We start from the raw sequence: 22,691 nt of genomic DNA, 5'->3' as shown, positions 1-22,691 counted from the left end.
CCGAGCCCGACTGGCCGCCCCGAAACCGTTGACACGCGATCGAGGCTCAGAATAAAGTTCGGCGTCAATTAGACCATCGAGCAGCCGAAATATCGTTCTGCTTACCCGCCCGGTCTCGTGACGCCGGTATCTCCGGTGGTTACGAAGAAAAGAGGTGCTCCGATGGCACGACCAGTTACCAATCGTCTACAGCCATGGCCCGGCGTGTCGCGGCGTGAGTTCTTGAGGGTGTCCGGACTCGTCGGACTCGCGGCCGGCGGCGGTTGGGCGCTGGCCGGCTGTGGGCTGTCCGGCGACGACGATCCGGCCGGGGGAGGTGGCGGTGAAGGCGGCTCCAAGGTGCTGCGGATGACGTTCGTGCCGGTCGAAGTGCTCGATCCGCAGATCATCACCAACGGCATGTGGATCCTCACGCGCGGCATCCTCGAGGGCCTGGTGATGCAGAACGACGACGGCACCGACGTCGTTCCTGCCGTGGCGGAGAGTTGGGACATCTCCGAGGACCAGCTCACCTACACCTTCCACATCCGGGCCGATGCGAAGTGGTCCAACGGTGACCCGGTGACGGCCGGCGACTTCGAACGCACCTACCAGCGACTGTTCACACCCAGCAGTGGGGGCGCCGGCGGCACCACCCTCGGGCAGAACGCGTATCAGTCCACCACTGGCATCAAGGGCGCGGTGGAGTACCTCAACGGCGCCACCGAGGACTGGTCCGAAGTCGGCGTGGTCGCCTCGAGCGACAGCGAACTGGTGCTGACGCTGGCCACACCGAACCCGGACTTCCTGCTGGCGCTGACGCACCCGTCCCTGCTGCCGCTGCACATGGACACCGTCGAGCAGATGCCCGACGAGTGGCAGGTACCGCCCAACTTCGTGGCCAACGGCCCCTACGCCGTCGACGACTTCGTACCGAACTCCAGCCTGTCGCTGGTGCCCAACGAGGAGTACTGGGACCGCGACAACGTCAGTCTGGACGCGATCGAGATCACCCAGGTCGACCCTGGAGCGGCGGCCGGAACGTTGACCGTGCCCTACGAGAACAACGAAACCGACATCCTGCAGCTCTCCGAAGCCGATGTCAGCCGGTTCCAGGACGATCCCGAACTGTCCGAGCACCTGCAGGCCATGGAGACCTACAGCGTGGGCTACCTGGCCAGGCTGCGCAGCAAGCATCCGGCGCTGGACGACGTGCGGGTCCGGAAGGCCTTGTCGATCTCGCTGGATCGCCAACAGATCGCCAGCGTCGTCCCGGGTGCCGAGCCCGGACTGTCGCTGCCGCACGATCACGTGGCCGGCTGGGACGAACGCCTGGTGGTCGAGGAGAACCTCGACGAGGCCAAGCAGTTGCTCGCCGACGCGGGCTACCCCGACGGCCAGGGTCTGCCGCAGGTGCGCATCCTGCAGGGCGTCGATTCGCCGATCGTCGACGCGGTCATCGACCAGTGGAACAACCGCCTCGGTATCGACGCGCTCAACGACCGCGTGGAGGCCGGCGTGTACGTCGAGCGGCGCTGGGCGGTCCAGGACGAGGACTACATCGGCTTCTACTGGGGCACCTTCGCAGGGCTACCGACGATGCCCACCTACGTGGGTGCGCTGTGGTCGCCGCTGGACATCCAGAAGTTCAGCCTGCCCGGCGAGATCTGGGGCCAATACCTGCAGATCGAGGCCGACAGCGAGATGGACCCCGCCAAGCAGGCCGAGCAGCTCAACACCCTGTTGAGTGAACATTCCTCCGAAGGTTCGCGGCAGATGGCTGAGCTGGTGAGCGCGGCCAAGGCGGAACTGGACGAAGAGCAGCGCAAGGAGATGTACCTGCAGGCCGCGCGCATTCGCGAGGACGAGTACCTGTACTTCGCGGTGTCCTGGCTGTCGGTGTTCTTCGCGGTACGCCCGAGCGTCAGCGGGTTGCAGCTGCGGCGCTATCCCGACTTCTTCTACCTCAAGTCGCTCGGGCTCGAGGCCTAGGCCGGAGGTTGGGCGTGGGTGTCGTCAGATTCTTCGGCCAGCGCCTGGCGCGGTTGGCTGTCTCGTTGGTCGCGGTGTCGATCATCACGTTCGGGCTGCTCCAACTGGCGCCGGGGAACTTCGCCGACATTCAGCGGGTGACCAGCGGCGCCACCAGCATCGCCGGAACGGGCACCGAGTCGATGCTGGCCGAGACACAAGCGCGGTACGGCGACGATACACCGGTGGTTCAGCAGTACCTCACCTTCATGAAAGGCGTGGTCACCTGGGACATGGGGCCGTCGTATCGCTACGCCGGGCGGGCCGTGGAGGACATCATCGCCGCGGCCTTCCCGGTGTCGGCGACGCTGGCGGTGCTGGCGGTCCTGCTCGCCCTGCTCATCGCCGTGCCGGCTGGTGTGTTCGCCGCCATGCGGCAGAACTCCAAGGCCGACCACGCCACGATGTTCGGCGTGACCCTCGGCCACGCCCTGCCCAACTACCTCATCGCCGCGTTCCTGATCTTGATTTTCACCGCGTTCCTGGGCTGGTTCCCCTCCAGCGGATGGGAACGGCCGGAGCATGTCTTCCTGCCGGTCGTAGCCCTCGCGCTCGGGCCGGCGGCGGTGCTCGCCCGCTATGTGCGTTCGAGCATGCTCGAGACGTTGCGCGAGGAGTACGTCACCGCTGCGATGGCCAAAGGCGGGCCCTACCGCACCGTGGTGGTCCGCCACGCTCTGCGCAACTCGCTCATCCCGTTGGTGACGGTGGTGGGCCCGCTGCTGGCGGCGCTGATGACCGGCACGGTCTTCGTCGAAGCGCTGTTCCGCATCCCCGGACTCGGCTACTACGCCGCGACAGCTGCGGCCAGCCGGGACATGCCGCTGCTCATGGGCACGGTGCTGTTCTTCGCCTTGATCATCATGGTGGTCAATCTGCTGGTCGACCTCACGTACGGAATCCTCGACCCACGAATCCGGGCAGAAGGGGGGTGGACGTCATCGCGGCTGCGGAAGGTCTCCACTCAACAGGTCTAGAGCCCGATGCCGGCGCGGCCGGTGCCGGCGAGACGGTCGCCCGGGCGCGGGCCAGGGGCCCGTGGCGCAAGGCATGGGACCGGTTCAAGCGCAACCGGCTGGCTCTGATCAGCCTGGTGATGTGCGGGGTGTTGGTCGTGGTCGCGTTCGCCGCGCCCTGGATCGCCCCGCATCACTACGCGGACACCGATTACGAGGCCCTGCTGGCCGGCGCCGGTGCCGACGGGCACCTGCTCGGCACCGACCAACTCGGTCGCGACATCCTGAGCCGGACGCTCTACGGTCTGCGCACGGCGTTGATCGTCGCCTTCGGCGCAGAGCTGCTGGCGCTGCTGTGCGCGCTGGTCGTCGGTCTGGCGGCGGGCTACCGCGGAGGCCGGGCCGAACAGGGCCTGATGGCGTTCACCGACGTCATGTACGCCTTCCCGAGCTACCTGTTCGCCATCGTCATGGTGGCGGTGCTGGGCCGGAGCATCTTCGCGCTGATCGTGGCCATCGGGATCGCGGGCTGGGTCACCCAGGCGCGGCTGGTCCGTGCCCAGGTGCTGTCGATCAAACAGCGTGAGTACGTCGAAGCCGCCCGCGCCATGGGTGCCTCAGGCCCGACCATCGCGGTGCGCTACATCCTGCCGAACGCCATCGGGCCCATGCTGGTGACCACCAGCTTCGCCATTCCCGCGGCGATCGCGGCCGAAGCCGGGCTCGGCTTGCTCGGCCTCGGGGTGCAGCCGCCGACGCCGTCCTGGGGCGGCATGATCTCCGAAGGCACCCGTTACCTGCTGTCCGCACCGCACATGTTGCTGGCTCCGGCTTGTGTGTTCGCGCTCGCGCTCCTGGCGTTCACCTGGGTCGGTGACGGCGTGCGCGACGCCTTCGACCCGCGGGGTGATCGGCGATGACCATGACTCAGGCACCGTCGGGCTCGTCGTCGGGAACCCCCGGCGGGCCACTGCTACGCGTACGTGACCTGCACACCGAGTTCCGCAGCGAGGACGGGGCAGCCTTACGCGCCGTGGACGGCGTCAGCTTCGACGTCGAGCCGGGCCGTGCGCTGGCGATCGTCGGCGAGAGCGGCAGCGGCAAGAGCGTGTCGATGCGCAGCGTCTTACGGCTGCTGCCGCGGACCGGTCGTGTCACGGCCGGTGAGGTGTGGTTCGGTGGTCAGGACCTGCTGCGCCTTCCCGAGCGCCAGATGCGCCGGATCCGCGGGCGCGACATCGGGATGGTGTTCCAGAACGCCATGGAGGCGATGAACCCCACCCTGACCCTGGAACGCCAACTCACCGAGCATCTGCTCTGGCACGGGGTGTGCACGAAATCCGAAGCGCGCGAGCGTGCGGTCCGAGCGCTGGGTGATGTCGGTATTCCCGAACCCGAGCGGCGAATCCGGGTGTATCCGTTTCAACTGTCCGGCGGGATGCGCCAACGCGCGATGATCGCGATGGCCATCGTCACCCGCCCGGCGCTGCTGATCGCCGACGAGCCCACGACGGCCGTCGACGTCACCATCCAGCGCCAGATCCTCGACCTGCTGGCCGGGCTGAAGGACCAGGGGACCGGCATCATCATGGTCACCCACGATCTCGGGGTGGCCCGGTACTTCTGCGACGACTCCGTGGTGATGTACGCCGGTCGCGTGGTCGAGCGGGCTCCGACGCGCGAGCTGCTGAGCCGGCCGCGTCATCCGTACGCCGCGGGCCTGCTCGGCTCGAGTGTGGAGCTCGGCAGCCGCGACCGGCCGCTGCACCCCATTCCCGGCAACCCGCCGGACCTGGCGAGCCGGCCACGCGGATGCCCCTTCCATCCGCGCTGTGACCGAGCGGTGCTGCCGCGGTGTCAGGACGAGCAGGAGTTGATCCAGATCGGCGGCGCCCGAGCGGTGGCGTGCTGGCGAGCGGAGGACGGCCATGACGACCAGTGACGTCGACAGCCCCGGCAGCGCGGCCCGCCCGTTGGTGGCTGCGCACGAGGTGTCGAAGGTGTTCGGCAGCAGGGCCGGTGAGGTTCGTGCTGTCGAGAACGTCAGTCTGCACATCGGCGTCGGCGAGACTGTCGGCGTCGTGGGCGAGAGCGGGAGCGGCAAGTCCACTCTGGCCCGGCTGTTGATGGGACTGCAGCCGTGCACCTCCGGGCGGGTCGAGTTCGACGGGCAGGACCTCGCGACCGTACCCGGCAAGGAACTCCGAGTGCTGCGCCAGCGGATGCAGATGGTGTTCCAGAACCCGTTCGGCTCGTTGCTTCCGCACTACAGCGCCGTCGCCAACGTCATGGAGCCGTTACGGCTGCACGGCAGGGGGACCAAGACGTCGCGCCGTGAGCAGGCCGATGCCTTGCTGGAGATGGTCGGCATCCACCCCGGCTTCGGGGAGCTTTATCCCAGCCAGTTCTCCGGCGGCCAGCAGCAGCGCATCGCGATCGCCCGCGCCCTGGCTCTAGAACCAGACCTTCTCGTGTGCGACGAGCCGACATCGTCACTGGACGTCTCCATCCAGGCGCAGATCCTCGCGCTGCTCGGTGAGTTACGCCAGAAGCTCGGCCTGTCGTGCTTGTTCATCTCGCACAACCTGGCCGTGGTCGAACGCCTGGCTGATCGGGTCGCCGTGATGTCGCAGGGTCGCATCGTCGAAGAAGGCCCGACCGAGCGGCTGTTCGAAGCGCCGGAGCACCCCTACACCCGGCAACTGCTCGGCGCTGTCCTTCCAGTCACGATGTGACGGGACACGAGGTGCGGATCGGCGGCGATAGGCTCGGCTCGATCGGGGGGCCAGACGGGGGAGAGGGAGCGATGCACGGGCGGGGTGGCAGTGCTCGCGAAGAGATCACCATCGGAGTCGTCGGTGCTCGGCGGGCCGTGCAACGCGTCATGTCCGTGGCCCGCGAGTCCGGCGCACCGCACTGGCGCCTGGTCGCTGTGGCCGCCGAGGGTGACGTGTTCCGGCAGGTGGCCAAGGTGGCCTCGCGGATCGACGTGTGCCTGTTCTGCGGCCCGATATCGCATGATCTCGCCGTGCGTGGAGGCGTGCTGCCGGTGCCGGCGACCTATGTGCCGGTGGACGGATCCGCGATCCACGGGACCCTGCTGCGCGGAATCCTCGACGGCGTGTTCGATCCACTGCGGATCAGCATCGACTCCGTCACCGACAGCGACGTCGAGCACTCCTATGCCGAGATCGGGCTGAGCCCGAGCCAGGTGCGGGTGCGACCGTACGTGCGCGCAGAGTCGGCGGACTTCGTCGCGTTCCACCGCGACCTGTACGAACGCGGGGACACGACCGGCGCCATCACCACATTGCCGGACGTCGCCGCGGAGCTGAAGGACGCCGGCGTGCCGGTGCTCATCATGGTGCCCTCCGAGAGCACGGTGCGCCATGCCTTGCACACGGCCGGCTTGCTGGGCAGTGAGGCCAAGCTCGACGGCTCGCGCATGGTCACCATGATCGTCCGGGTGCCGCGGTCGTCTCTGCCGCCGCACACCGGGCCCAGCAGCTATGCCTATCAGGAGTTCAAACTCGCGCTGTACCGCGAGCTGCTGCAAGAGGCTCGGCCGATGGATGCGGCGGTGCTGGCGCGCGACGAGCGCAGCTACCTGGTCGTGACCACGATGGGCTCGCTGCGCATGGCCACCGACGACCTCACCGTCGCGCCGTTCATCGCCGGCATCGCCGACGAGCTGTCCACCGTGGTCGAGGTCGGCATCGGGCTGGGCCGTTCGACCCGCGAGGCCGAGCAGAATGCGCAGACCGCGGTCGACAAGAAGAGCTCCGGCGACGCCGACACGGCGTTCCTGGTCGGGCTGGCTGACGCGGTGATCGAGCTGCCCGCGCGCCGGCGCCCGGCCGGGCGGCAGCCGACCGTGCTCGAAAGCTCCGACGCGTCGCGGGCCATCGACGTCCTGGCGCGGCTGGCCAAGGCCATGAAAGACGACGGCGAGGACGAATCCAGCGTGCTCGACGCCGAGCGAGTCGCCGAGGTCCTCGACGTCAGCCGCCAAACGGCGCGGCGCACCATGCGCATGCTCGTCGACGAAGGGCTGGCCTGGCCGATGCCGCCGGCCCGGCCGAGCAAGGTCGGGCGCCCACCCCAGCTCTATCAACTACTGGTCGAAAAGCTCCCTCGCTGACCCACCCCTTCTTGTCAATGATCATGTTCACTAGGCATTCGCATGCTCCAGCAGGCGTGCACGGGTGGTGGTGCGACAGAACGCGTCGTGGTGCACGACGATCTTCACGACTGCGGGGATCGGCCGTGGGACGCACGACGATCTTCACGACTGCGGGGAACCGGCCGGCAGGCAGCGATACACCTCGTGATGCGAAGCCGACTTCCGGGCGCTCCAAACGGAGATATGGTCCTAGCCGAAATGCTGGCTCCGGAGTATCGTGGGCGCTCACGGCGGCCCACGCTTTTGGAGGTACCTCGTGCCCGACGACGCCACGCTCGCCATAGACGGCGGCACGCCCATTCGTACCAAGCCGTTTCCCTCGGTGTCCGACGCCGCCGGGCGGCGCCTTGGTGACGAGGAGCTGGCCGCGCTGGAGCGAGTGATCCGCAGCGGTCAGCTGAACAGCACGATCGGCGGCGAGACCCGCTCGTTCGAGGCCGAGTTCGCCGAATACTACGGCGTGGCTCATGCGGTGGCGTCGAGTTCCGGCACGGCCGCGCTTCACCTGGCCGTCGCGGCCGTGAATCCCGAGCCCGGTGACGAGATCATCACGACCGGGTTGTCCGACGCGGGCACCGTCCTGCCGATCCTGGCGCAGAACGCCGTCCCGGTCTTTGCCGACGTCGATCCGGCCACCGGCAACCTCGACGTCGACTCGGTCCGCGAACGGATCACCAGCCGCACGCGTGCGATCATCGCCGTTCACCTGTTCGGCCAGCCGGCACCGGTCGCGGAGTTGCGCGCGTTGGCCGATGAGCGGGGCATCGTCCTGATCGAGGACTGCGCGCAGGCCTACCTGACCCGTTGTGCGCCGGACGGCGCGCTGGCCGGCACCGTCGGGCACATCGGCTGCTTCAGCCTGCAGCAGTCGAAGCACATCACGGCCGGCGACGGCGGATTGACCATCGGCAACGACGACGCCCTGTTGCGGCGCGCACGGTTGTTCGCCGACAAGGCCTGGCCGCGAGACACCGACGAGCGCACCCACCTGTTCCTCGGGCTCAACTACCGGATGACCGAACTGCAGGCCGCCGTCGCCCGGGCGCAGCTGCCCAAACTGGCCGACATCGTCGCCGGGCGCCGGGCCACCGCCGAAACACTCACGAAAGCGCTGGCCCAGTGGCCGGGTCTCGAGCCGGGTCTCGACGAGGGCGCGACCTACTGGCTGTTCCCGGTCTTCGTCGACGCCCGAACGGCCGGTGCCGATGCGCATCGCTACGCCGCCGCGCTCACAGCCGAAGGGATCCCGGCGAACGGCGGCTACATCCGGTTGCCGCTGTATCTGACGCCGGTGCTGGCCGAGCGGCACACCTATGGCGAATCGAATTATCCGCTGACGTCGCCGCCGGCCGACGCGGTGCCCCGATACGAGCGCGGGCTGTGCCCGAACACCGAAACGCTGATCGGTGAGCGAATGTTCGTGCTCGGCTGGAACGAGAACTTCTCCGACGACGACGTCGCGGACATCGTCGCCGCATTCGACAAGGTGTCCACCGCGCTGCGGGCGCGGTGACGCGATGCCGCGCGGTCTACTCAGGCATTCCGAGTAGACCGCGCGGACTGAATTCCGGTCGAATATGACAGATGCTGACATTGCGGTCAGGTCATAAAGCCTGTTACATTCCGGTCATAAGTAGCTCCCTGATGCAACCTCGGTCGCGTTGACGTCCGGTTGCCCCCACGCGCTGGGTCCAGCCGTGCACTGCTCGGCCGGCAAGTATCGCGGTGTGATGCCGCGAGCGCGGAGGTGGAACGGTCATGGCTTTCTCACGGCCTCGTTTCCTACGTCACGGTGTCACGGCGGGCGCGATCGGTTCGGCGTTGTGCCTGGTCATGGCGATGTCGACGCCTGGTGCAGGCGCTTCGGCGCATTCTCCTGAGTCGAATGCGGCTGATTCGACCACCGCGGGGACCTTCACCGATCTGGGGCACACGGTCACCGCGCTCACCATCATGGAAGGTGCCTTCACAACGGGGCCGCACGGCGGCGACGCCGTCTACGCCGTGGTGGCGAGTGAGCAGGCCAAGCTGAACATCGCTGACCCTCGAACCCGCGAGCTGATCAAGACGATCCCGTTACCTGGCGCCTCCGGCGCGTGGGGCGTCACCGTCGCCACCGACGGGAGTGTCTACGTCGGCACGTACTACAACGGGCACCTTTTCCGGTACGAGCCGGATGCCGACCGGCTCACTGATCTCGGCCAGGCGGTGTCGGGTGAGGGCTATCTCTACTCGCTGGTTCCCGGGCCTGACGGCAGCGTCTTCGGCGGGACCTACCCCAACGCTCACCTGTTCTCGTACTCCCCAGCAGGCGGCTTCACCGACTACGGCCGGATGGATCCGGAGGAGGATTACGTCCGGTCGGTGGCTTACGACGCCGACCACGACACCGTGTTCGCCGGCATCGGAGCGCGTGCCGGGCTGGTTCGGGTCGACCTCGACACCGGCGAGCGGCACGACGTCCTTCCAGCCGCCCTGGATGGCTACGCCGAGGTCTACGACCTCGACTACGTGGGCGGCAAGCTCTTCGTCAAGCTCCACCCTGGCCCGGACCTGGCTGTACTCGACCCGGTGACCGGTGAGATGCAGGACATCACGGTGGCGGCCACTGGCGAGACCGTGCCGACGGTGCCCATCGTGTCGAGGGGCACGGCACCGCTGGCTCCGGATGCGAGCTCGGTCTACTACACGGCGCAGGATTCGAAGCTGATGCGTTACGACCTGCCGACCAACACGATTCATGACGTGATGGTCGACGGCGAACCGGCCGTGGTCGACGGCGCGGGGATCGGGTTCGGTTGGCTGCCGGCCTCGGACGACCCGTCGCGTTCGGTGCTGTACGCCTTGTCGGGCAACTACGAGGGCCGGGCGTTCACCTACGATCCGCAGGCGGGAACGCTCGAGCGGTACACCTTGCCGTTCGCCGGCGTGCCGACCGACTTGTCCCACCTGCACGCCGGACCGGACGGCGACGGCAAGGTCTACACCAGCGCGTACATCAACGGCGACGTCGGCGTGTACGACCCGGCGACCGGCGAGGTCACGCAGCATCGCAGGCTCGGCCAGGCCGAGGGGTGGGCCTGGCGCGACGGCCGGCTCTACGTGGGCACCTATCCGGCCGGCCGGCTCATGGAGTACGACCCGACCATGCCGTGGGAGGAAGACGTCAATCCACAGGTTCTGTTCGAGCTTCAGGACGAGGAGCAGAATCGTCCCACCGCGCTGCTCGACGTGGCCGACAAGCTCTACATCGGGACGACGCCCGGCTATGGCGAGCATGGCGGGGCGCTGACCGTCTACGACTTCACGACGGGGACCCATCAGGTCCACCGCCATGTCGTCCAGGACCAGACCATCTCGTCGCTGGCGGCGATCGGCGGCACGCTCTTCGGTGGATCCAGCGTCGCCGGCGGCGGCGGAACCGACCCGATCGCGACCGAGGCCAAGATCTTCACCTGGGATGTCGAGACCGGCCGCAAGACGGACGAGTTCGCTCCGATCGCGGGCGCTTACAGCATCAACGCGCTGCTCGCGGGTCCCGACGGCAACCTGTGGGGACTGGCCGACGGCACGCTGTTCATCCTCGACCCGGAAACCCTCGAGGTCGTGCACCAAACGACCATCTTCGACGGGAACGCCGGTGAAACCGACGGTGACCTCATTCTCCATCCCGACGAGCACGTCTACGGTCACTCCGCCGCGCGGCTGTTCCGGATCGACCAACTGGACAAACAGGTCAGCATCCTCCACGAGGGCGGGACTCGCCGCCTCACCCTCGACCCGCGCGGCGACTTCTACCTGCTGCACACCGGGGACGGAACGAACACGAACCGGTTGCTGCAATACCGGCCGCCGCAGGACAGTTGCACCGACTCCGATCTGCGTGACCGGGTGTACGCCGGCGATGTCGACAGCGGTGTGCCCAACCGCTACGCCGCTGACGGCTGCACGATCAACGACCTGATCGACGACGATCGCGATTGGGCCGACCACGGTGCATTCGTGCGGGCCGTCGAGGCGGTGGCCGACCAGCTCGTTGCCGACGACGTCATCACCGACCATCAGCGCGGTCAGCTCGTCCGCGCCGCCGGCACGAGCGATGTCGGCCGCTAGGAACCGTGCGGCGCCAACTTCCACGAGCCCGAGCCAGCGGGCACGTCCGCGGTGAGTTCAATGAACGTACGGCCATGGCGCTGCACGGTGGCCACGCTGCCGGTGCCGCTGACCACCGCGGGCGCCCGATCCACACCGGGCAGCATGAGCATGATCGCGGCGTCGGGGACCGGCTGTTCGGCGCTGGACTCGACGAGCCAGCCGCCGTCGGTGGGCCGGACCGTCACCTGGACGCGCCTGCGCAGCCGCTCCCACTCGTTGATCTGCTTGCTGGTCCACCATGGCAGACCGCGCCGGCGTGCCTCGTCGGCCAGGGCCAGGCAGGCCTTGCGTGTGGGCGGGCGCATCAGCAGGTGCGGCCCGTGGAACAGGAAGTGTGCGACGCCGTGCTGCTCGATCGCATTGTCGAGGATGACGTCGCGGACGCTCTCGTGTCCGGCCCAGGCCAGGTCCTGCGTGTGCAACGGCAGGTTGAGCACGTCGTAGAACCGATGACCGTCGTCGGCGTCGGCGATGGGGAACGACACGTGCGCGGTGCCGAAGGGGAACCCGACGGTGCCCTGCTTGCTCGGCCCGCGCGACTGGTCGATCTGGATGCCCAGCCGCTCGCACCACTCGTAGAACTCGGTGAATCCTTCCCAGCGGGTGTAGTGGTTCTTGTTCGAGACGATGTCGTCCACGCCGGTGACCGCCTGCGCCCAGGCGTACTGGGCCCGGATCTGTGGCCAGCCCCAGGTGGCGATGTCGGCGTCGTGCATGGCGTTGTAGTGCAGCGCCTGTTCGTGACCGGCCTTGCCGACGGCGGCGAAGGTCTCCGGTTCGTACCCGCCGGGGAACACCTGGCACCAGGTGACCTTGACGTCGGCTTCGTCGAAAGCCTCGAGCGCGGCGCGGCCCTGCTCGTCGACACCCAGATCGGCATCGTGCGACATGTGCGCCACGGCCGAAACTCCCGCCGGCCAGTAGTACAGCCACGGCTGGGCGAGTTCCACCTGCTCAGCGGCCCACCACACGCATTGCAAGAACAACGATCGCCACAGGTCGGCGTGCGGGCGGTGGAACATCGGCAGACCCGACACCGGCGGATTGACGTGCTCGTAGCGGTCCAGTTCGGGTTCGCCGGGCGGCAGCGCACGGTCGCGCTCCAGGCACAACGCCATGCCGTCCTCGCACTTGAGGATGCCCTCGTCGATCGGCGCCGAACCGTCGGAGGCCGGAACGCCGTCGGCGGCGACCGGATATCCCTGCTGGATCCGCACGATGGTCTGCCACAGGTCGACGCCGCAGGCGATCACCACGCCAGAGCCAACGCGCCGCGCGGTCACCGCCGCGCCGCCGTCCTCCCACGAGGCGAGCACGTCGACGTCGTCGCCGGCGTTCAGGCGCACCCCGCCGACGGCGTGAAGCGCGACGTCAGGCACGTGCGTCCAGACGGCGTCGGCGTGGACGTCGACGTGGCCGTGCTCTGCGTCGAGGCTGGTGACATTCGTGCTACCGGCCAGCTCCGCGAGGTCGCCGGGATCACCCACGACCACCACGGCGCCCCCGTCGTTCACCCAGGCCGCGAGGCGTTCGCGGGTGGCGGCGTCGAGCCCTGCGTGGTGGGTGATGAGCACGAGTCCGGTGTCGTCGGACAAGGCCTGCGCATCGAGGGCGCTGGCCGTCCGGTACGGCAATCGGACGTGGTCGAGAACCTCCGTGGCGTAGCGCCACCACGCCTGCGGCGTGGGGGAGTCCGGTGGTGGAATGTCGGGCACGATCGCGAGGGTCTGGGTCTGCACAGCGGAGGCTCCTTCACCGGGGGTCGTTCGGTGGCCGCAACGCTTACTGGCCGCAGTTGTGGTCAGCCCTTATTGGGTATTTACTTTAGCCCATAATCTGGGCCGGGGTGCGGGGTGTCAAGAGGGCGCGAGTCAGCGCCGCACGGCATCCGGAGTCTCAAAGTGCTGTGCGGTCGGTTACTGGACGACGTGTGTCAGTCGCGCGCCGCGCGAGCCTCGCTCGGCACCTTCTCCACCAACAGCTGGTACAGCCGTGGTGGCCGGCCGACCTTGCTCGACCGGGCCGGAGGCATCGGCCAGGCCAGGCCCTCGTCGACCAGCGAGTGGAGCATGCGGCGCGCGGTGCGCAGCGTGACGCCGAGCAGTTCGGCCACGGTCTCGGCATCGACGACCCGGTCGTCGTCGCCACGTTTGTCCAGCGCGTCGGCCAGGCGGGCCAGGACGTCGACGCTCTTGGAATCCCGGCTCGGCAGCGGCGGCGGGGCGGTGGCCTGACGGGCTGCCGGAAGCTGCAGCACGGTGTCACCCGGGCCGACAAGGAAGGCCGTGGTCCCAGCGCCGGCCGAAGCCTTGTCCACCGCCGCCTGCGCGTTGAGCTCGGCCTCGCGGGTGGAGCGGCCCAAGCCGATACCGATCTCGAGTTGCAGGCCCAAGGCTGCTGAGATCCGGCCGAGGAACGGTGCAACGGTCAGATCGTCGGTGGCGAGGTTGAGCGAGCCCATGGTGGTGACCACCAGGTAGCTGTGCTCGTCGCGCGTGAGTACCGCGGCGTCCATGGGTCGGGCCTCGCGCAACAACTCGCGGTGCAGCGAGAGCTTCATCTCCTGGTACCAGTAATTACTGGGGCTGGCATGCGCCGGGAATGCGCCCCGGTGCGCTTGGACGATCATGGTGACGATCCGCGACTCTTCGAGTTTCGCTCCGCTGCCCATGAGCGCCGCGGTCTGCAGCGCGTTGCGCAGCGTGATCCCCGACGGCGTCATCTTCAGCGACGGCACGCCGGCCTCGGCGAGCGTGGCGGCAACCGTGGGGACGGTGGTGACAGCGCCGGTGGTCTTGCCGGCCTCGTACAGCCGGCGATGGAAATCGAGGAACTCCGCGGCGGACTCCGGGCCCGCGTACTGCTGGGTGTGCACGCCGCTCGGATCGAGTCCGATCTCGCGGTAGGCCGCCTCGACGTCGGCTGCCGGCACCGAGTCGATGCTGACGCGCAACGGATCGAAGATGCCGTCCAAGCTGGCTCGCAGCAGCGTCCCGTAAAGTGCCGCACCGCCCACCGGCGCGTAGGTGGCCGGTACCGGAAGGTCGCCCTTGGTCGTGGCGACGTCGTAGGGCAGCGGGCCGGCGAACAGGCAGACGTCGATGCGCGAGGCGATCTTCATCGCCTGGGTGTGAGCGTCCTTCTCGTCGTGGTACACCGCAGGAACCAGCCGCCACGACGGGTTGCCGGTCTCGCGAGCCACGCTCATGATGCGGTGCACGATCTCACTGGCGCCCACGACCCCGATGGTGATCTCTTCACGAGTGCCGGTGGTGGGTTGATGCATCGGGGTCAGCTCCTGCTCGGTCGGACCGCGGGAGCGAGCGCCGACGCCGCGGCTTGTGTCGACCCGTGGTCCAGCTGCTGATAGACGCAGTGCGTGGAACGATCCCATTATGGCACGTAGCTATCGTGTCGATCAGTCGTCTTGATAGAGATCTCGCCGTCCCCGGGCCGGTGGGCAGGAGACGGCGAGACCGTGTATTCGCGTTGTTGTTCTCGGCGCGAAGGAATGATTCGCGGCCCGGTCGAACTCAGCGTTCAGAGTGCGTCGGGCTCCGTTCCTGCTCGTCGTCGTGAGTAGCGGATGGCCAGAGCTCCGGCAGCGGCGATCAGGGTCATCGCAACGATGAACGGTGCGCCTGGCCCGCTGAGGCCAGTATCGGGCAACGCGCTGCCGTCGTCTCCCGGCCGATCAGTGCCCGGGTCGGGCGCGGGTGTTTCCGAACCTGGCGTCTCGGGGTCCGGGCCTGGCGTTTCCGGGTCGGGATCCGGCGTCTCGGGGTCGGGGTCTGGCGTTTCCGGGTCGGGATCCGGCGTCTCGGGGTCGGGGTCCGGCGTTTCCGGGTCGGGATCCGGCGTCTCGGGGTCAGGATCCGGGGTGCCAGGGAGTACGTCCACGACGACGTCGGCGTCCGAGCGCAGGTTCCCGTCCGGGTGGTCCCGCTGGACGCGATAGGTCAACGTGCCGCCCGTGTAGGCGCGGTCCGCGACGGAAAGGGTGAGACTTCCGGTCGCTGGATCGATGCTCGCGTCGAGTTCCGCGGGCACCGAGGTCAGCGAGTACACGCTGGGACTGTCTCGAAGTCCGTCGTCCGCGAGTACCTCGTCGTTCGCGGCGAGGTCGACGTTCACGGTGTCATCGGCCCGGATGGTCACCGCGTCATCGTGCGCGCACGCGAGGTCGCTGCCCAGACCGCCGTACAGTTCGTCGCCGCCGCCAGGGTTGTCACCGCCACACAGGAGGTCGTTGCCGAACTCGCCGAACAGCCGGTCGGCCCCGTCGCTGCCGAAGAGGGTGTCGTTGCCTTCTCCGCCGTAGAGTTCGTCGTCGCCGGCGCCACCGGTCAACATGTCGGGGCCGGCCTGTCCTTGAATGTTGTCGTCGCCGCCGTCGCCGACCAGGATGTCCGCGCCGTTGCCGCCCTCGATCCAGTCGTCGCCGTCGTCGCCGTACAGGCCGTCGTCGCCGGCACCGCCGATCAGTCGATCGTCGCCGGGTCCCCCGAACACCAAATCGTCGCCGGGGCCGGCGTTGACCTCGTCGTTGCCGACGCCGGCATACACGGTGTCGTCGCCGTTGCCGCCGTCGATGACGTCGTTGCCCGCGTTGCCTTCGATGTAGTCGTCACCGCCATCGCCGACCATGGTGTCGTGGCCGTCGCCGCCGTAGAGCGTGTCGTCTCCGTCGCCCCCGCTGGCCCCGTGGTCGCCGCCGTCGCCGGCGACGTAGTCGTGTCCGGCGCCACCACGAACGGTGTCCTGTCCGGCGCCGCCGTACAGGTTGTCGTCGCCAGCGTTGCCCTCGATGTAATCGGTGCCCGTATCGCCGTGCGCGAAGTCGTCCCCGGCGCCGCCGAGCAGCTCGTCGTCGTCGCCGTCCCCCCAGAGCTGGTCGTCACCGCCGTGGCCGCGTAGCAGGTCGTTGCCGCCGCGGCCGAAGATCTGGTCGTTCTCGGCCGTTCCATCGATGACGTCGTCGCCTCCGGTTCCATCGATCAGTGCAGCGGCCGCCGGCATCGCCAGTGGGCCGATCATGAGTGCTGGTCCGCAGAACATGGCTGTCAGCACGATCGCAGCACGCACCGACAGACCTGGTTGATGGGTCATCTGCTCATCGTCGTCAGCGACGGTACGAGAGGTACCCGTGGTGGCCACGGGAAAGTGTCGCGATCGCCGGCAAAGATGGGCGACGACCAGCGGATGATCTGGGCGGGCTAAGGTCCACGTCGTGGACCGGATGGAGCTGATCGGCCGTGAACCGCAGCTGCGGATGCTGGCTGATGCGATCAGCGACGCCAAGAACGGCCGGGCTCGCGCCGTGACGGTGTGCGGTGAAGCAGGCAGCGGCAAGACCATGTTGCTGGATGCCGCAGCGGCCGAGGCTCGCGACACGGTGCACACGATCCGCATCGCAGGGCATCCGGCCGAGACGGACCTGCCGCTTGCCGGAGTCCATCAACTCGTACGCGAAGCCAGGTTCGACGGTGTGGTCACCGCCACCGGCCAGGATCCCCTGCGCGATGCGTCGGCGTTGTTGGAAGCGTTGACCACCCTGGCCCGGCGACGACCGGTACTCCTGGTGGTCGACGACGCGCAATGGCTCGACGGGCCCAGCCACCGCGCGCTGGTGTTCGTCGCCCGCCGCCTCGACGCGGACGCGATGTGCGTGGTCTTCGGCGTGCGTTCACCGCATGACGAGCACTTGACGGTCGGAACGCGCCTCGACGTCGGCCCGCTGTCCCGCCAGGAGTCCCTGGCGCTACTCCACAGGACATATCCGCAGATGAGCGCCCGAGTCGCGGCGAAGATCGCCCAGCAGGCAGTCGGTCTGCCGCTGGCGCTGTGCGAGATACCCGCGGAACTCGATGCAGCGCAGCAGCGCGGAACCGAGCCGCTCCCGGCCGACCTGCCCCTCGGACGGTCGATCACCGGTCTGTTCGCCAAGCGGCTTGCTGCCCTGACGGACGCGGCCCGGCTCTGCCTGCTGGCCGCTTCCTTCGACACCTTGTCGCCGACGGCGTATGTCGCTGTGCTTCGCCGACTGGGCTGCTCGCTCGATGACCTGGACGAAGCCGAGCGGCTCGGGTTGGCTCGGCTGCGGGAGGGGCGGTGTCAGTTCAGGCACCCGCTGGTTTCGGCAGCAGTTCGCAACGAGGCACGATCACAGCACCTCGTTGCGGTGCATCGCGCCTTGGTCACTCAGTTCGCCGACGATCCCGTACGGCTGGCTTCCCACCTGAAACAGGACCCGAACGTCGACCCGGAGACGCTGCGGACGGCCGTATTGCAAGGCGCCCGGGCTGCTCGCGACGCGCGAAGTTACGACGACGCCGCCGAGTTGTGGAAGAGCGCCTCCCAACTGGCCAGCGAGCCCACGCAGAAGCGCGCCTTCCTCCGTGAGGCCGTCCGATGTCTCGCGCTGTCCGGCGCTGGTCCCGAGGCACGCACGCTGATCGAACAACTCCTCGCCGAGACCACCGAAGCGATCGAACGCGCCCAGGTGCTGCGCGACCTGACCTGGCTGTCGCTGTGGACCCAATCGGTTGCTCCTCACGACGACGAGCGGATCGAGGCTCATGGCATCGAGCTGATCCAGGCCGGCGACACGCGCACCCGAGAGGCAGGCCGAGATCTGCTCGCTGCCCTCGCCACGGCGATGTTGGGGGCGGGGGAGTACCGGCGTGCGCAGCAGGTGTGCGCGACGTTGCACGAGCATGTCGCGGACCGGCTGACCCTGGAGCAGCGCCTGTTGTGCGACGTCATCGCGGTGATGGCCGGCGAACCGGGCGGGGGTGCCCTGCTCCGTGGCCGGTGGACGGACTCCTACCCTTGGCAACACATCCTCGACCCCGCGACGCCGGCCGGGTTCATCACGGTCGTGCCGGGTTGGCTGGGGGAGTACGAGATCGTCGACGAGGTGATCGCCCACTGCCGTCGGGCCACGGACGAGTACGGACCGTCCGCATCCGGTTTCTACATCGCCAGTTCCATGACCGCGAGCCAGGAACGGCGCCAGGGCCGATGGGATCGTGCCCTGCTGGAGTTCGAAGCGCTCGAGCGCATGGTCATCGACACTGACTTCGCTGCTCCGTACCCCTTCATCGCCCTGCGGCACGCACATCTGCTGGCGGCACGTGGCGACACCAGCAGCTGCGAACTGCTTCGGCAGCAGGCGCGGGAACAGGCGCCGGCATGGGTGCCGATCCTGGCTCACCTCGACCATGCCGTAGCCGGACTGCTCGCGTTGTCGCATCGAGATTTCACGACGGCGTTGCAGCACCTCGACCTCGCCGGGGAGATCGAGCGTCAGGTCGGCCTGGTGCCGTCCGGGTACTTGTCCAGGTTCGCCGACACGTTCGAGGCCGCCTGGCGCCTCGGAAAGGCCGCCGATCGGCTCGGCGATCTCACCGCGTTCGAGAAGGCGATGGACGGGGTGGGTCACGTCGCGATGCTGGGGCTCGCGACCCGGTGCCGGGCGCTGGCGGCGGCGCCTCAGCACATGGACGCCCTGTTCGCCGACGCTGTCGACAAGCTCAGCCGAGAGCCCGATGGGTTCGAGACCGCCCGAACCCATCTGTTGTGGGGCGAGCGTCTGCGCCGCGCCCGCCGGAAAGCCGAGGCGCACAAGAAGCTCTCGCTGGCCCACGAGACATTCGTGCGCCTGGGTGCGGGCAGTTGGGCCGAACAGTGCAACGCGGAACTGGCCGCGTGTGGAATTCGCCGCATCAACGACCCGGCGCTGGCCAGCGGGCCCGCGGCCCAGCTCACACCTCGAGAGTTCGAAGTGGCTCGCGAGGTCGCCGGCGGTGCGACCAACGCCGAAGCCGCGCGCCGGTTGTTCATCTCCGAACGGACCGTCGAATTCCACTTGTCCAGCGTGTTCCGCAAGCTCGACATCGACGGGCGCGAGGCCCTCCGCGTCATCATGGAGGCTTGATCAGCACCGGTCGTGACGTCACTCGACTTCGAGCGACACGAGGTCGGCCAACGCGATCGCCTTCAGCTGTTCAGCCGTTGCGTCACCGGTGCGCACCGACGCCATCACCGTCGATTCCTTGACATCGGTGGCCGCCGTTCGGCCCGCAGCGGAGCGCAGTGGCCCGAGCGCACCGTCATACACCTCGACCGTGCTGCCGCCGGTTTCGACGTGGTCGACCGGGTCTTGGCCGTCCAACAGATCACGACGCAGCGCTTCGGTCGGGCCGACGACGACGCCGACCTCGTTGCCGCTCTCGTCGGCCCAGAAACACTCGACCACGCCGTGGCCCCAACGTCGGTTCTCACCAGCAGGGACGGCGTCGAACACCGAACCGAGATGGGCCGGATCAAGCGCGTCGCAGACGTCCGCGATGGCCGGCGGCACGATCCCGAGATCGATGTCGCAGGTCTCCTGCAGGTAGGCGCCCACGGCCTCTGCATGCCCTGGGAACTGGATGACCATGGCGAAGGCTTGCTCGTCGTCGAACCGCAGCGCCTCGGTGAGATCGTCCTCGGTGGTGATCTCGACGCCTTGCAAGGCTTCGTCGGTCATGGTGAAGAAGTCGGCCAGCGCCTCCCACGAAGGGGCTACCGGAGCCGGTGGCTCGGTGGCGGCGAAGCGCTCGGCTGCTACCGAGACTTGCGCGACGAACGCCTGCGGATCGTCGGTCGACAGATCGCTCTGCAGGATGGCGAGATCGTCCTCGATGCCCTCGAGGGCTGCGCAAACCTCGTCGTCCGGCGCCTGGCCGGCCGGCGACGACGTCGCCGACTCCGGCTCTCCGTCGGCCACCGGTGTCGAGTCCTCCCCAGTGGTGGCGTCCTGGGTGGCGCTGTTCTCGGTGTCGCCGTTCTCGGTGGTGCCGTCCTCGCCGCCGCAGGCGGTCAACGACGCCACGAGTACAACGGCGATCCCTGATACGACCGCACGAGACGTAGCCGTGCGCGCAGAGACGAAACGAACCATGACGGGAGGCTAGGAATGCCACTCTCGAATCGGCATCCGAGGCGGCCTCGTGAGTGTGCAGGTGCGAGACCCACGTGGCACACTGAAATGCTCCACAAAGCGAACATCTCGGGCGCGATTGGTCGCTTTCACCGAGCCACGCGGTGCGCGCGGGGACGCGGCACGGGCGGTGGCCGGGCCGCTACGGTGGCGTGATGTCCGCCGACACCATGGGCCACGAGCCGGTGCACAGCGCACGAGGCGCCGTTGCCATCATCACCAACAGCAGGGGACAATTGCTTCTGCACCTTCGCGATGATTTCCCCCACATCGCCTGGCCGGGGCACTGGAGCCTGCTCGGTGGCGGCGTCGACGGCGACGAGACGCCGCACGAAGCCATCGTCCGCGAGCTCCAGGAAGAAGCTGGGCTGACGGCAACGGGCGTGACCGAGCTGTTCGACATGCGCGACGGCGACGGCTCCGGTCTGACGATCACGTTCTTCGCCGGCACGTGGGACGGTGACGAGACCCAGCTGCCGCTCACTGAAGGCGTCGAGCTCCGCTTTGTCGACCCCGAGGACCTCGACGAGCTGCGGATCCCGCCCTACATCCATCAGGGCATCCGCAGAGGCCTGTCGAGATGAATAACGTCCGCGGCGGCGGCTGAACGACGAGTTCACAGCATCTGCAACGAATTTGTTGCGCAAGGAGTTCGTTGCAGATAGCATGATGCGCATGTCCGTTGCTCCTGAGGTCGAGGTCGACCTGGACGCTGCCTTCGCAGCACTCGGCGACCGGACTCGTCGGGCGATCATCAGTCGGCTCACCCAGGGTGAGGCGACCGTAGGTGAACTGGCCGAGCCCTTCGGGTTGACCCATCAGGCCATCTCTCGCCATGTCGGCATCCTTCGGCGCTGCGGGCTGATCCAGCAACGGGTGGACGGTCAACGACGCCCGTGCCGCCTGGATGTCGAACGGATGCAGGAGCTGGCCGGGTGGATCACCGAACAGCAACGCCAGTGGCAGTCGCGTCTTGACAGCCTTGAAGACCATCTGGCGTCGATACAAAAGGAACGGACCCGATGACGAACCCCGCGACGCTCGACGGCGATCAGTTGATCGCGACTCGTTACCTCGACGCCGAGCCGGCCCTGGTGTGGGAGGTGTTCACCACGCCCGAGCACTTGGCGGCGTTCTGGGGTGGTGATCACGCAACCGTCCCGCCGGAGTCGGTGGCCGTCGACCTTCGGGTGGGCGGGACCTTCGAGTTGGAGACTGTCGGCGCTGACGGTCGCCGCAACCCGCTCCGGTTTCGATACGAGGCCATCGAGGCACCCAGTCGATTGGTGCTCGCCGAACAACGCACCGGCCTCACGACCGAGATCACCTTCCGGTCGACGGGCAGCGGAACCACGCTGGTGGTTCATCAACGTCGGCTGCCACCCGAACTACGAACCGACCAGGCCCGCACCGGACTGGCCGGAGTCCTCGCACGACTGAGCGTCGTCGTGAGCGAGCTGAAGAACAACGAACGGAGACCCACCACATGACCACCCGCGAGCAGATCGTCCACCGATACATGGACGGCTTCAGGCGAAGCGATCATGAAGCGATCCTCGCGTGTCTTACCGACGATGTCGTCTGGCACATCCACGGCCTGCGCACCACTCGCGGGAAGGCCGAGTTCGACGACGCGATCGAGAACCCCGCATTCGTGGGCAGCCCTCAACTCACGGTGGAGCGGACCATGCAGGCCGATGACGTCGTCGTCGTCACGGGTACAGGTACCGGACATCACCGCGAAGCCGGGCGCTTCCAGTTCGCCTACAACGACCTGTTCACCTTTCGCGACGACCTGATCGCACAGGTCGATTCCTACGTCGTTCCACTGACATGAACGACGTGACACCTACTTACCAGCGGCGGATCGGCGAGTGCTGACACTGACCCGTCCGACTCGATGGCGGATTCGACGGTTGTCAATCCTGGTCGCGAGCATCGCGCTGGTGGCCGCATGTACGAGTTCGAGTGGGGCCGAGCGCCATGCCGACGGTGAGGGCGGACCGTTGTCCGCGTCCACGGGCGGTGGTACAAGCTCGCTGTTCGCGCCTGGGGACATGACGTGGTACGGCTCCTTCGGCTCCATGCTGTTGTGCGCGCGCACTCCTGGGCAGAAGATCACGTTGCGCGACGTGGCCTTTGACGCCGAAGTGGAACCTCTGGACGTGACGCCCTACCTTCGTATCGTCGGACCCGACCAGGTGGAAGGCGACGGCAACGCCCTAGACACCATCGGTACAGCAGTCGGCGAGCCGCCGAACCTCTACGGTGGAGAACGAGTGGCGGGCACGTTCACCACCGAGATCGCCAGCCATGAGATCAGCCAAAGCTGCGACGATGTTGGTCCCGACGACGGTTACACGGAACTGATTATCGTGATGAAGAACGATGAGCGCGGCGG

General features: G+C 67.8%; 17 protein-coding genes and 1 pseudogene. 14 read left to right on the top strand and 4 right to left on the bottom strand.

The annotated features are described in order from the left end of the window. The first annotated feature begins 162 nt into the window (after positions 1–162). From M6444_RS17435 to M6444_RS17400, 8 genes are all read left to right on the top strand, one after another. Complete coding sequence (locus tag M6444_RS17435; protein WP_298330292.1) at positions 163–1,971, top strand: peptide ABC transporter substrate-binding protein; 1,809 nt, start codon at positions 163–165, stop codon at positions 1,969–1,971. A 14-nt stretch (positions 1,972–1,985) separates the two neighbouring features. Further along, positions 1,986–2,987: an ABC transporter permease gene (locus tag M6444_RS17430; protein WP_298330289.1), complete on the top strand. Its 1,002-nt coding sequence runs from the start codon at positions 1,986–1,988 to the stop codon at positions 2,985–2,987. Then, on the top strand, positions 2,942–3,886 hold the full coding sequence (locus M6444_RS17425; protein ID WP_298330286.1) for an ABC transporter permease: 945 nt from the start codon (positions 2,942–2,944) through the stop codon (positions 3,884–3,886). The genes M6444_RS17430 and M6444_RS17425 overlap by 46 nt, the downstream gene beginning before the upstream one ends. Then, a complete protein-coding gene (locus M6444_RS17420) occupies positions 3,883–4,908 on the top strand; it encodes an ABC transporter ATP-binding protein (RefSeq protein ID WP_298330283.1) in 1,026 nt (341 codons plus the stop codon). The genes M6444_RS17425 and M6444_RS17420 overlap by 4 nt, the downstream gene beginning before the upstream one ends. Continuing rightward, a complete protein-coding gene (locus M6444_RS17415) occupies positions 4,895–5,701 on the top strand; it encodes an ATP-binding cassette domain-containing protein (protein WP_298330280.1) in 807 nt (268 codons plus the stop codon). The genes M6444_RS17420 and M6444_RS17415 overlap by 14 nt, the downstream gene beginning before the upstream one ends. A gap of 71 nt (positions 5,702–5,772) precedes the next feature. Further along, positions 5,773–7,107, top strand: a complete 1,335-nt coding sequence (locus tag M6444_RS17410) for a hypothetical protein (RefSeq protein ID WP_298330278.1) — start codon at positions 5,773–5,775, stop codon at positions 7,105–7,107. Positions 7,108–7,405: 298 nt separating this feature from the next. After that, entirely contained in the window at positions 7,406–8,662 is a 1,257-nt protein-coding gene (locus tag M6444_RS17405) for a DegT/DnrJ/EryC1/StrS family aminotransferase (RefSeq protein WP_298330276.1), read from the top strand. A 245-nt stretch (positions 8,663–8,907) separates the two neighbouring features. After that, entirely contained in the window at positions 8,908–11,262 is a 2,355-nt protein-coding gene (locus M6444_RS17400; protein ID WP_298330273.1) for a PQQ-binding-like beta-propeller repeat protein, read from the top strand. Here the strand turns inward: M6444_RS17400 and M6444_RS17395 are convergent. The 3 genes from M6444_RS17395 to M6444_RS17385 form a co-directional block, all read right to left on the bottom strand. After that, complete coding sequence (locus M6444_RS17395; protein WP_298330270.1) at positions 11,259–13,043, bottom strand: DUF4350 domain-containing protein; 1,785 nt, start codon at positions 13,041–13,043, stop codon at positions 11,259–11,261. The genes M6444_RS17400 and M6444_RS17395 overlap by 4 nt on opposite strands. A gap of 194 nt (positions 13,044–13,237) precedes the next feature. Next, complete coding sequence (locus tag M6444_RS17390) at positions 13,238–14,590, bottom strand: hypothetical protein (protein ID WP_298330266.1); 1,353 nt, start codon at positions 14,588–14,590, stop codon at positions 13,238–13,240. 254 nt (positions 14,591–14,844) lie between these two features. After that, a complete protein-coding gene (locus M6444_RS17385; RefSeq protein ID WP_298330265.1) occupies positions 14,845–16,413 on the bottom strand; it encodes a calcium-binding protein in 1,569 nt (522 codons plus the stop codon). 130 nt (positions 16,414–16,543) lie between these two features. Here M6444_RS17385 and M6444_RS17380 point away from each other — a divergent pair, with 130 nt between their 5' ends. After that, positions 16,544–19,243: a LuxR family transcriptional regulator gene (locus tag M6444_RS17380; protein ID WP_298330317.1), complete on the top strand. Its 2,700-nt coding sequence runs from the start codon at positions 16,544–16,546 to the stop codon at positions 19,241–19,243. 18 nt (positions 19,244–19,261) lie between these two features. Here M6444_RS17380 and M6444_RS17375 read toward each other — a convergent pair whose 3' ends face one another. After that, positions 19,262–20,182 carry a hypothetical protein gene (locus M6444_RS17375; RefSeq protein ID WP_298330264.1) on the bottom strand — a complete coding sequence of 307 codons (921 nt, stop codon included), beginning with the start codon at positions 20,180–20,182 and terminating at the stop codon, positions 19,262–19,264. A 263-nt stretch (positions 20,183–20,445) separates the two neighbouring features. Here M6444_RS17375 and M6444_RS17370 point away from each other — a divergent pair, with 263 nt between their 5' ends. From M6444_RS17370 to M6444_RS17350, 5 genes and pseudogenes are all read left to right on the top strand, one after another. Then, entirely contained in the window at positions 20,446–20,874 is a 429-nt protein-coding gene (locus M6444_RS17370; protein ID WP_298330262.1) for an NUDIX domain-containing protein, read from the top strand. A 91-nt stretch (positions 20,875–20,965) separates the two neighbouring features. Continuing rightward, positions 20,966–21,316, top strand: coding sequence for a metalloregulator ArsR/SmtB family transcription factor (locus M6444_RS17365; RefSeq protein ID WP_363326414.1), 351 nt, complete (start codon positions 20,966–20,968; stop codon positions 21,314–21,316). Then, the gene (locus tag M6444_RS17360; RefSeq protein WP_298330256.1) at positions 21,313–21,780 is read left to right on the top strand and encodes an SRPBCC domain-containing protein; all 468 of its coding nucleotides are present in this window, start codon (positions 21,313–21,315) and stop codon (positions 21,778–21,780) included. Before M6444_RS17365 ends, M6444_RS17360 begins: the two co-directional genes overlap by 4 nt. Further along, positions 21,777–22,127: a nuclear transport factor 2 family protein gene (locus M6444_RS17355; RefSeq protein ID WP_298330253.1), complete on the top strand. Its 351-nt coding sequence runs from the start codon at positions 21,777–21,779 to the stop codon at positions 22,125–22,127. Before M6444_RS17360 ends, M6444_RS17355 begins: the two co-directional genes overlap by 4 nt. A gap of 220 nt (positions 22,128–22,347) precedes the next feature. Beyond that, positions 22,348–22,691: pseudogene (locus M6444_RS17350) on the top strand (hypothetical protein); the annotation flags it as partial.

It is taken from the genome of Haloactinopolyspora sp., from assembly GCF_027324685.1.
Taxonomy (GTDB): domain Bacteria; phylum Actinomycetota; class Actinomycetes; order Jiangellales; family Jiangellaceae; genus Haloactinopolyspora.
Note: the sequence above shows the minus strand (reverse complement) of the source record. Positions and strands in the feature narration are given on the sequence as shown.

Coding starts and splice junctions, on each gene's coding strand:
- M6444_RS17365 (WP_363326414.1), top strand. CDS start 20,966: ATGTCCGTTGCTCCTGAGGTCGAGGTCGACCTGGACGCTGCCTTCGCA.
- M6444_RS17415 (WP_298330280.1), top strand. CDS start 4,895: ATGACGACCAGTGACGTCGACAGCCCCGGCAGCGCGGCCCGCCCGTTG.
- M6444_RS17435 (WP_298330292.1), top strand. CDS start 163: ATGGCACGACCAGTTACCAATCGTCTACAGCCATGGCCCGGCGTGTCG.
- M6444_RS17390 (WP_298330266.1), bottom strand. CDS start 14,590: ATGCATCAACCCACCACCGGCACTCGTGAAGAGATCACCATCGGGGTC.
- M6444_RS17380 (WP_298330317.1), top strand. CDS start 16,544: ATGGAGCTGATCGGCCGTGAACCGCAGCTGCGGATGCTGGCTGATGCG.
- M6444_RS17370 (WP_298330262.1), top strand. CDS start 20,446: ATGTCCGCCGACACCATGGGCCACGAGCCGGTGCACAGCGCACGAGGC.
- M6444_RS17355 (WP_298330253.1), top strand. CDS start 21,777: ATGACCACCCGCGAGCAGATCGTCCACCGATACATGGACGGCTTCAGG.
- M6444_RS17400 (WP_298330273.1), top strand. CDS start 8,908: ATGGCTTTCTCACGGCCTCGTTTCCTACGTCACGGTGTCACGGCGGGC.
- M6444_RS17410 (WP_298330278.1), top strand. CDS start 5,773: ATGCACGGGCGGGGTGGCAGTGCTCGCGAAGAGATCACCATCGGAGTC.
- M6444_RS17385 (WP_298330265.1), bottom strand. CDS start 16,413: ATGACCCATCAACCAGGTCTGTCGGTGCGTGCTGCGATCGTGCTGACA.
- M6444_RS17360 (WP_298330256.1), top strand. CDS start 21,313: ATGACGAACCCCGCGACGCTCGACGGCGATCAGTTGATCGCGACTCGT.
- M6444_RS17420 (WP_298330283.1), top strand. CDS start 3,883: ATGACCATGACTCAGGCACCGTCGGGCTCGTCGTCGGGAACCCCCGGC.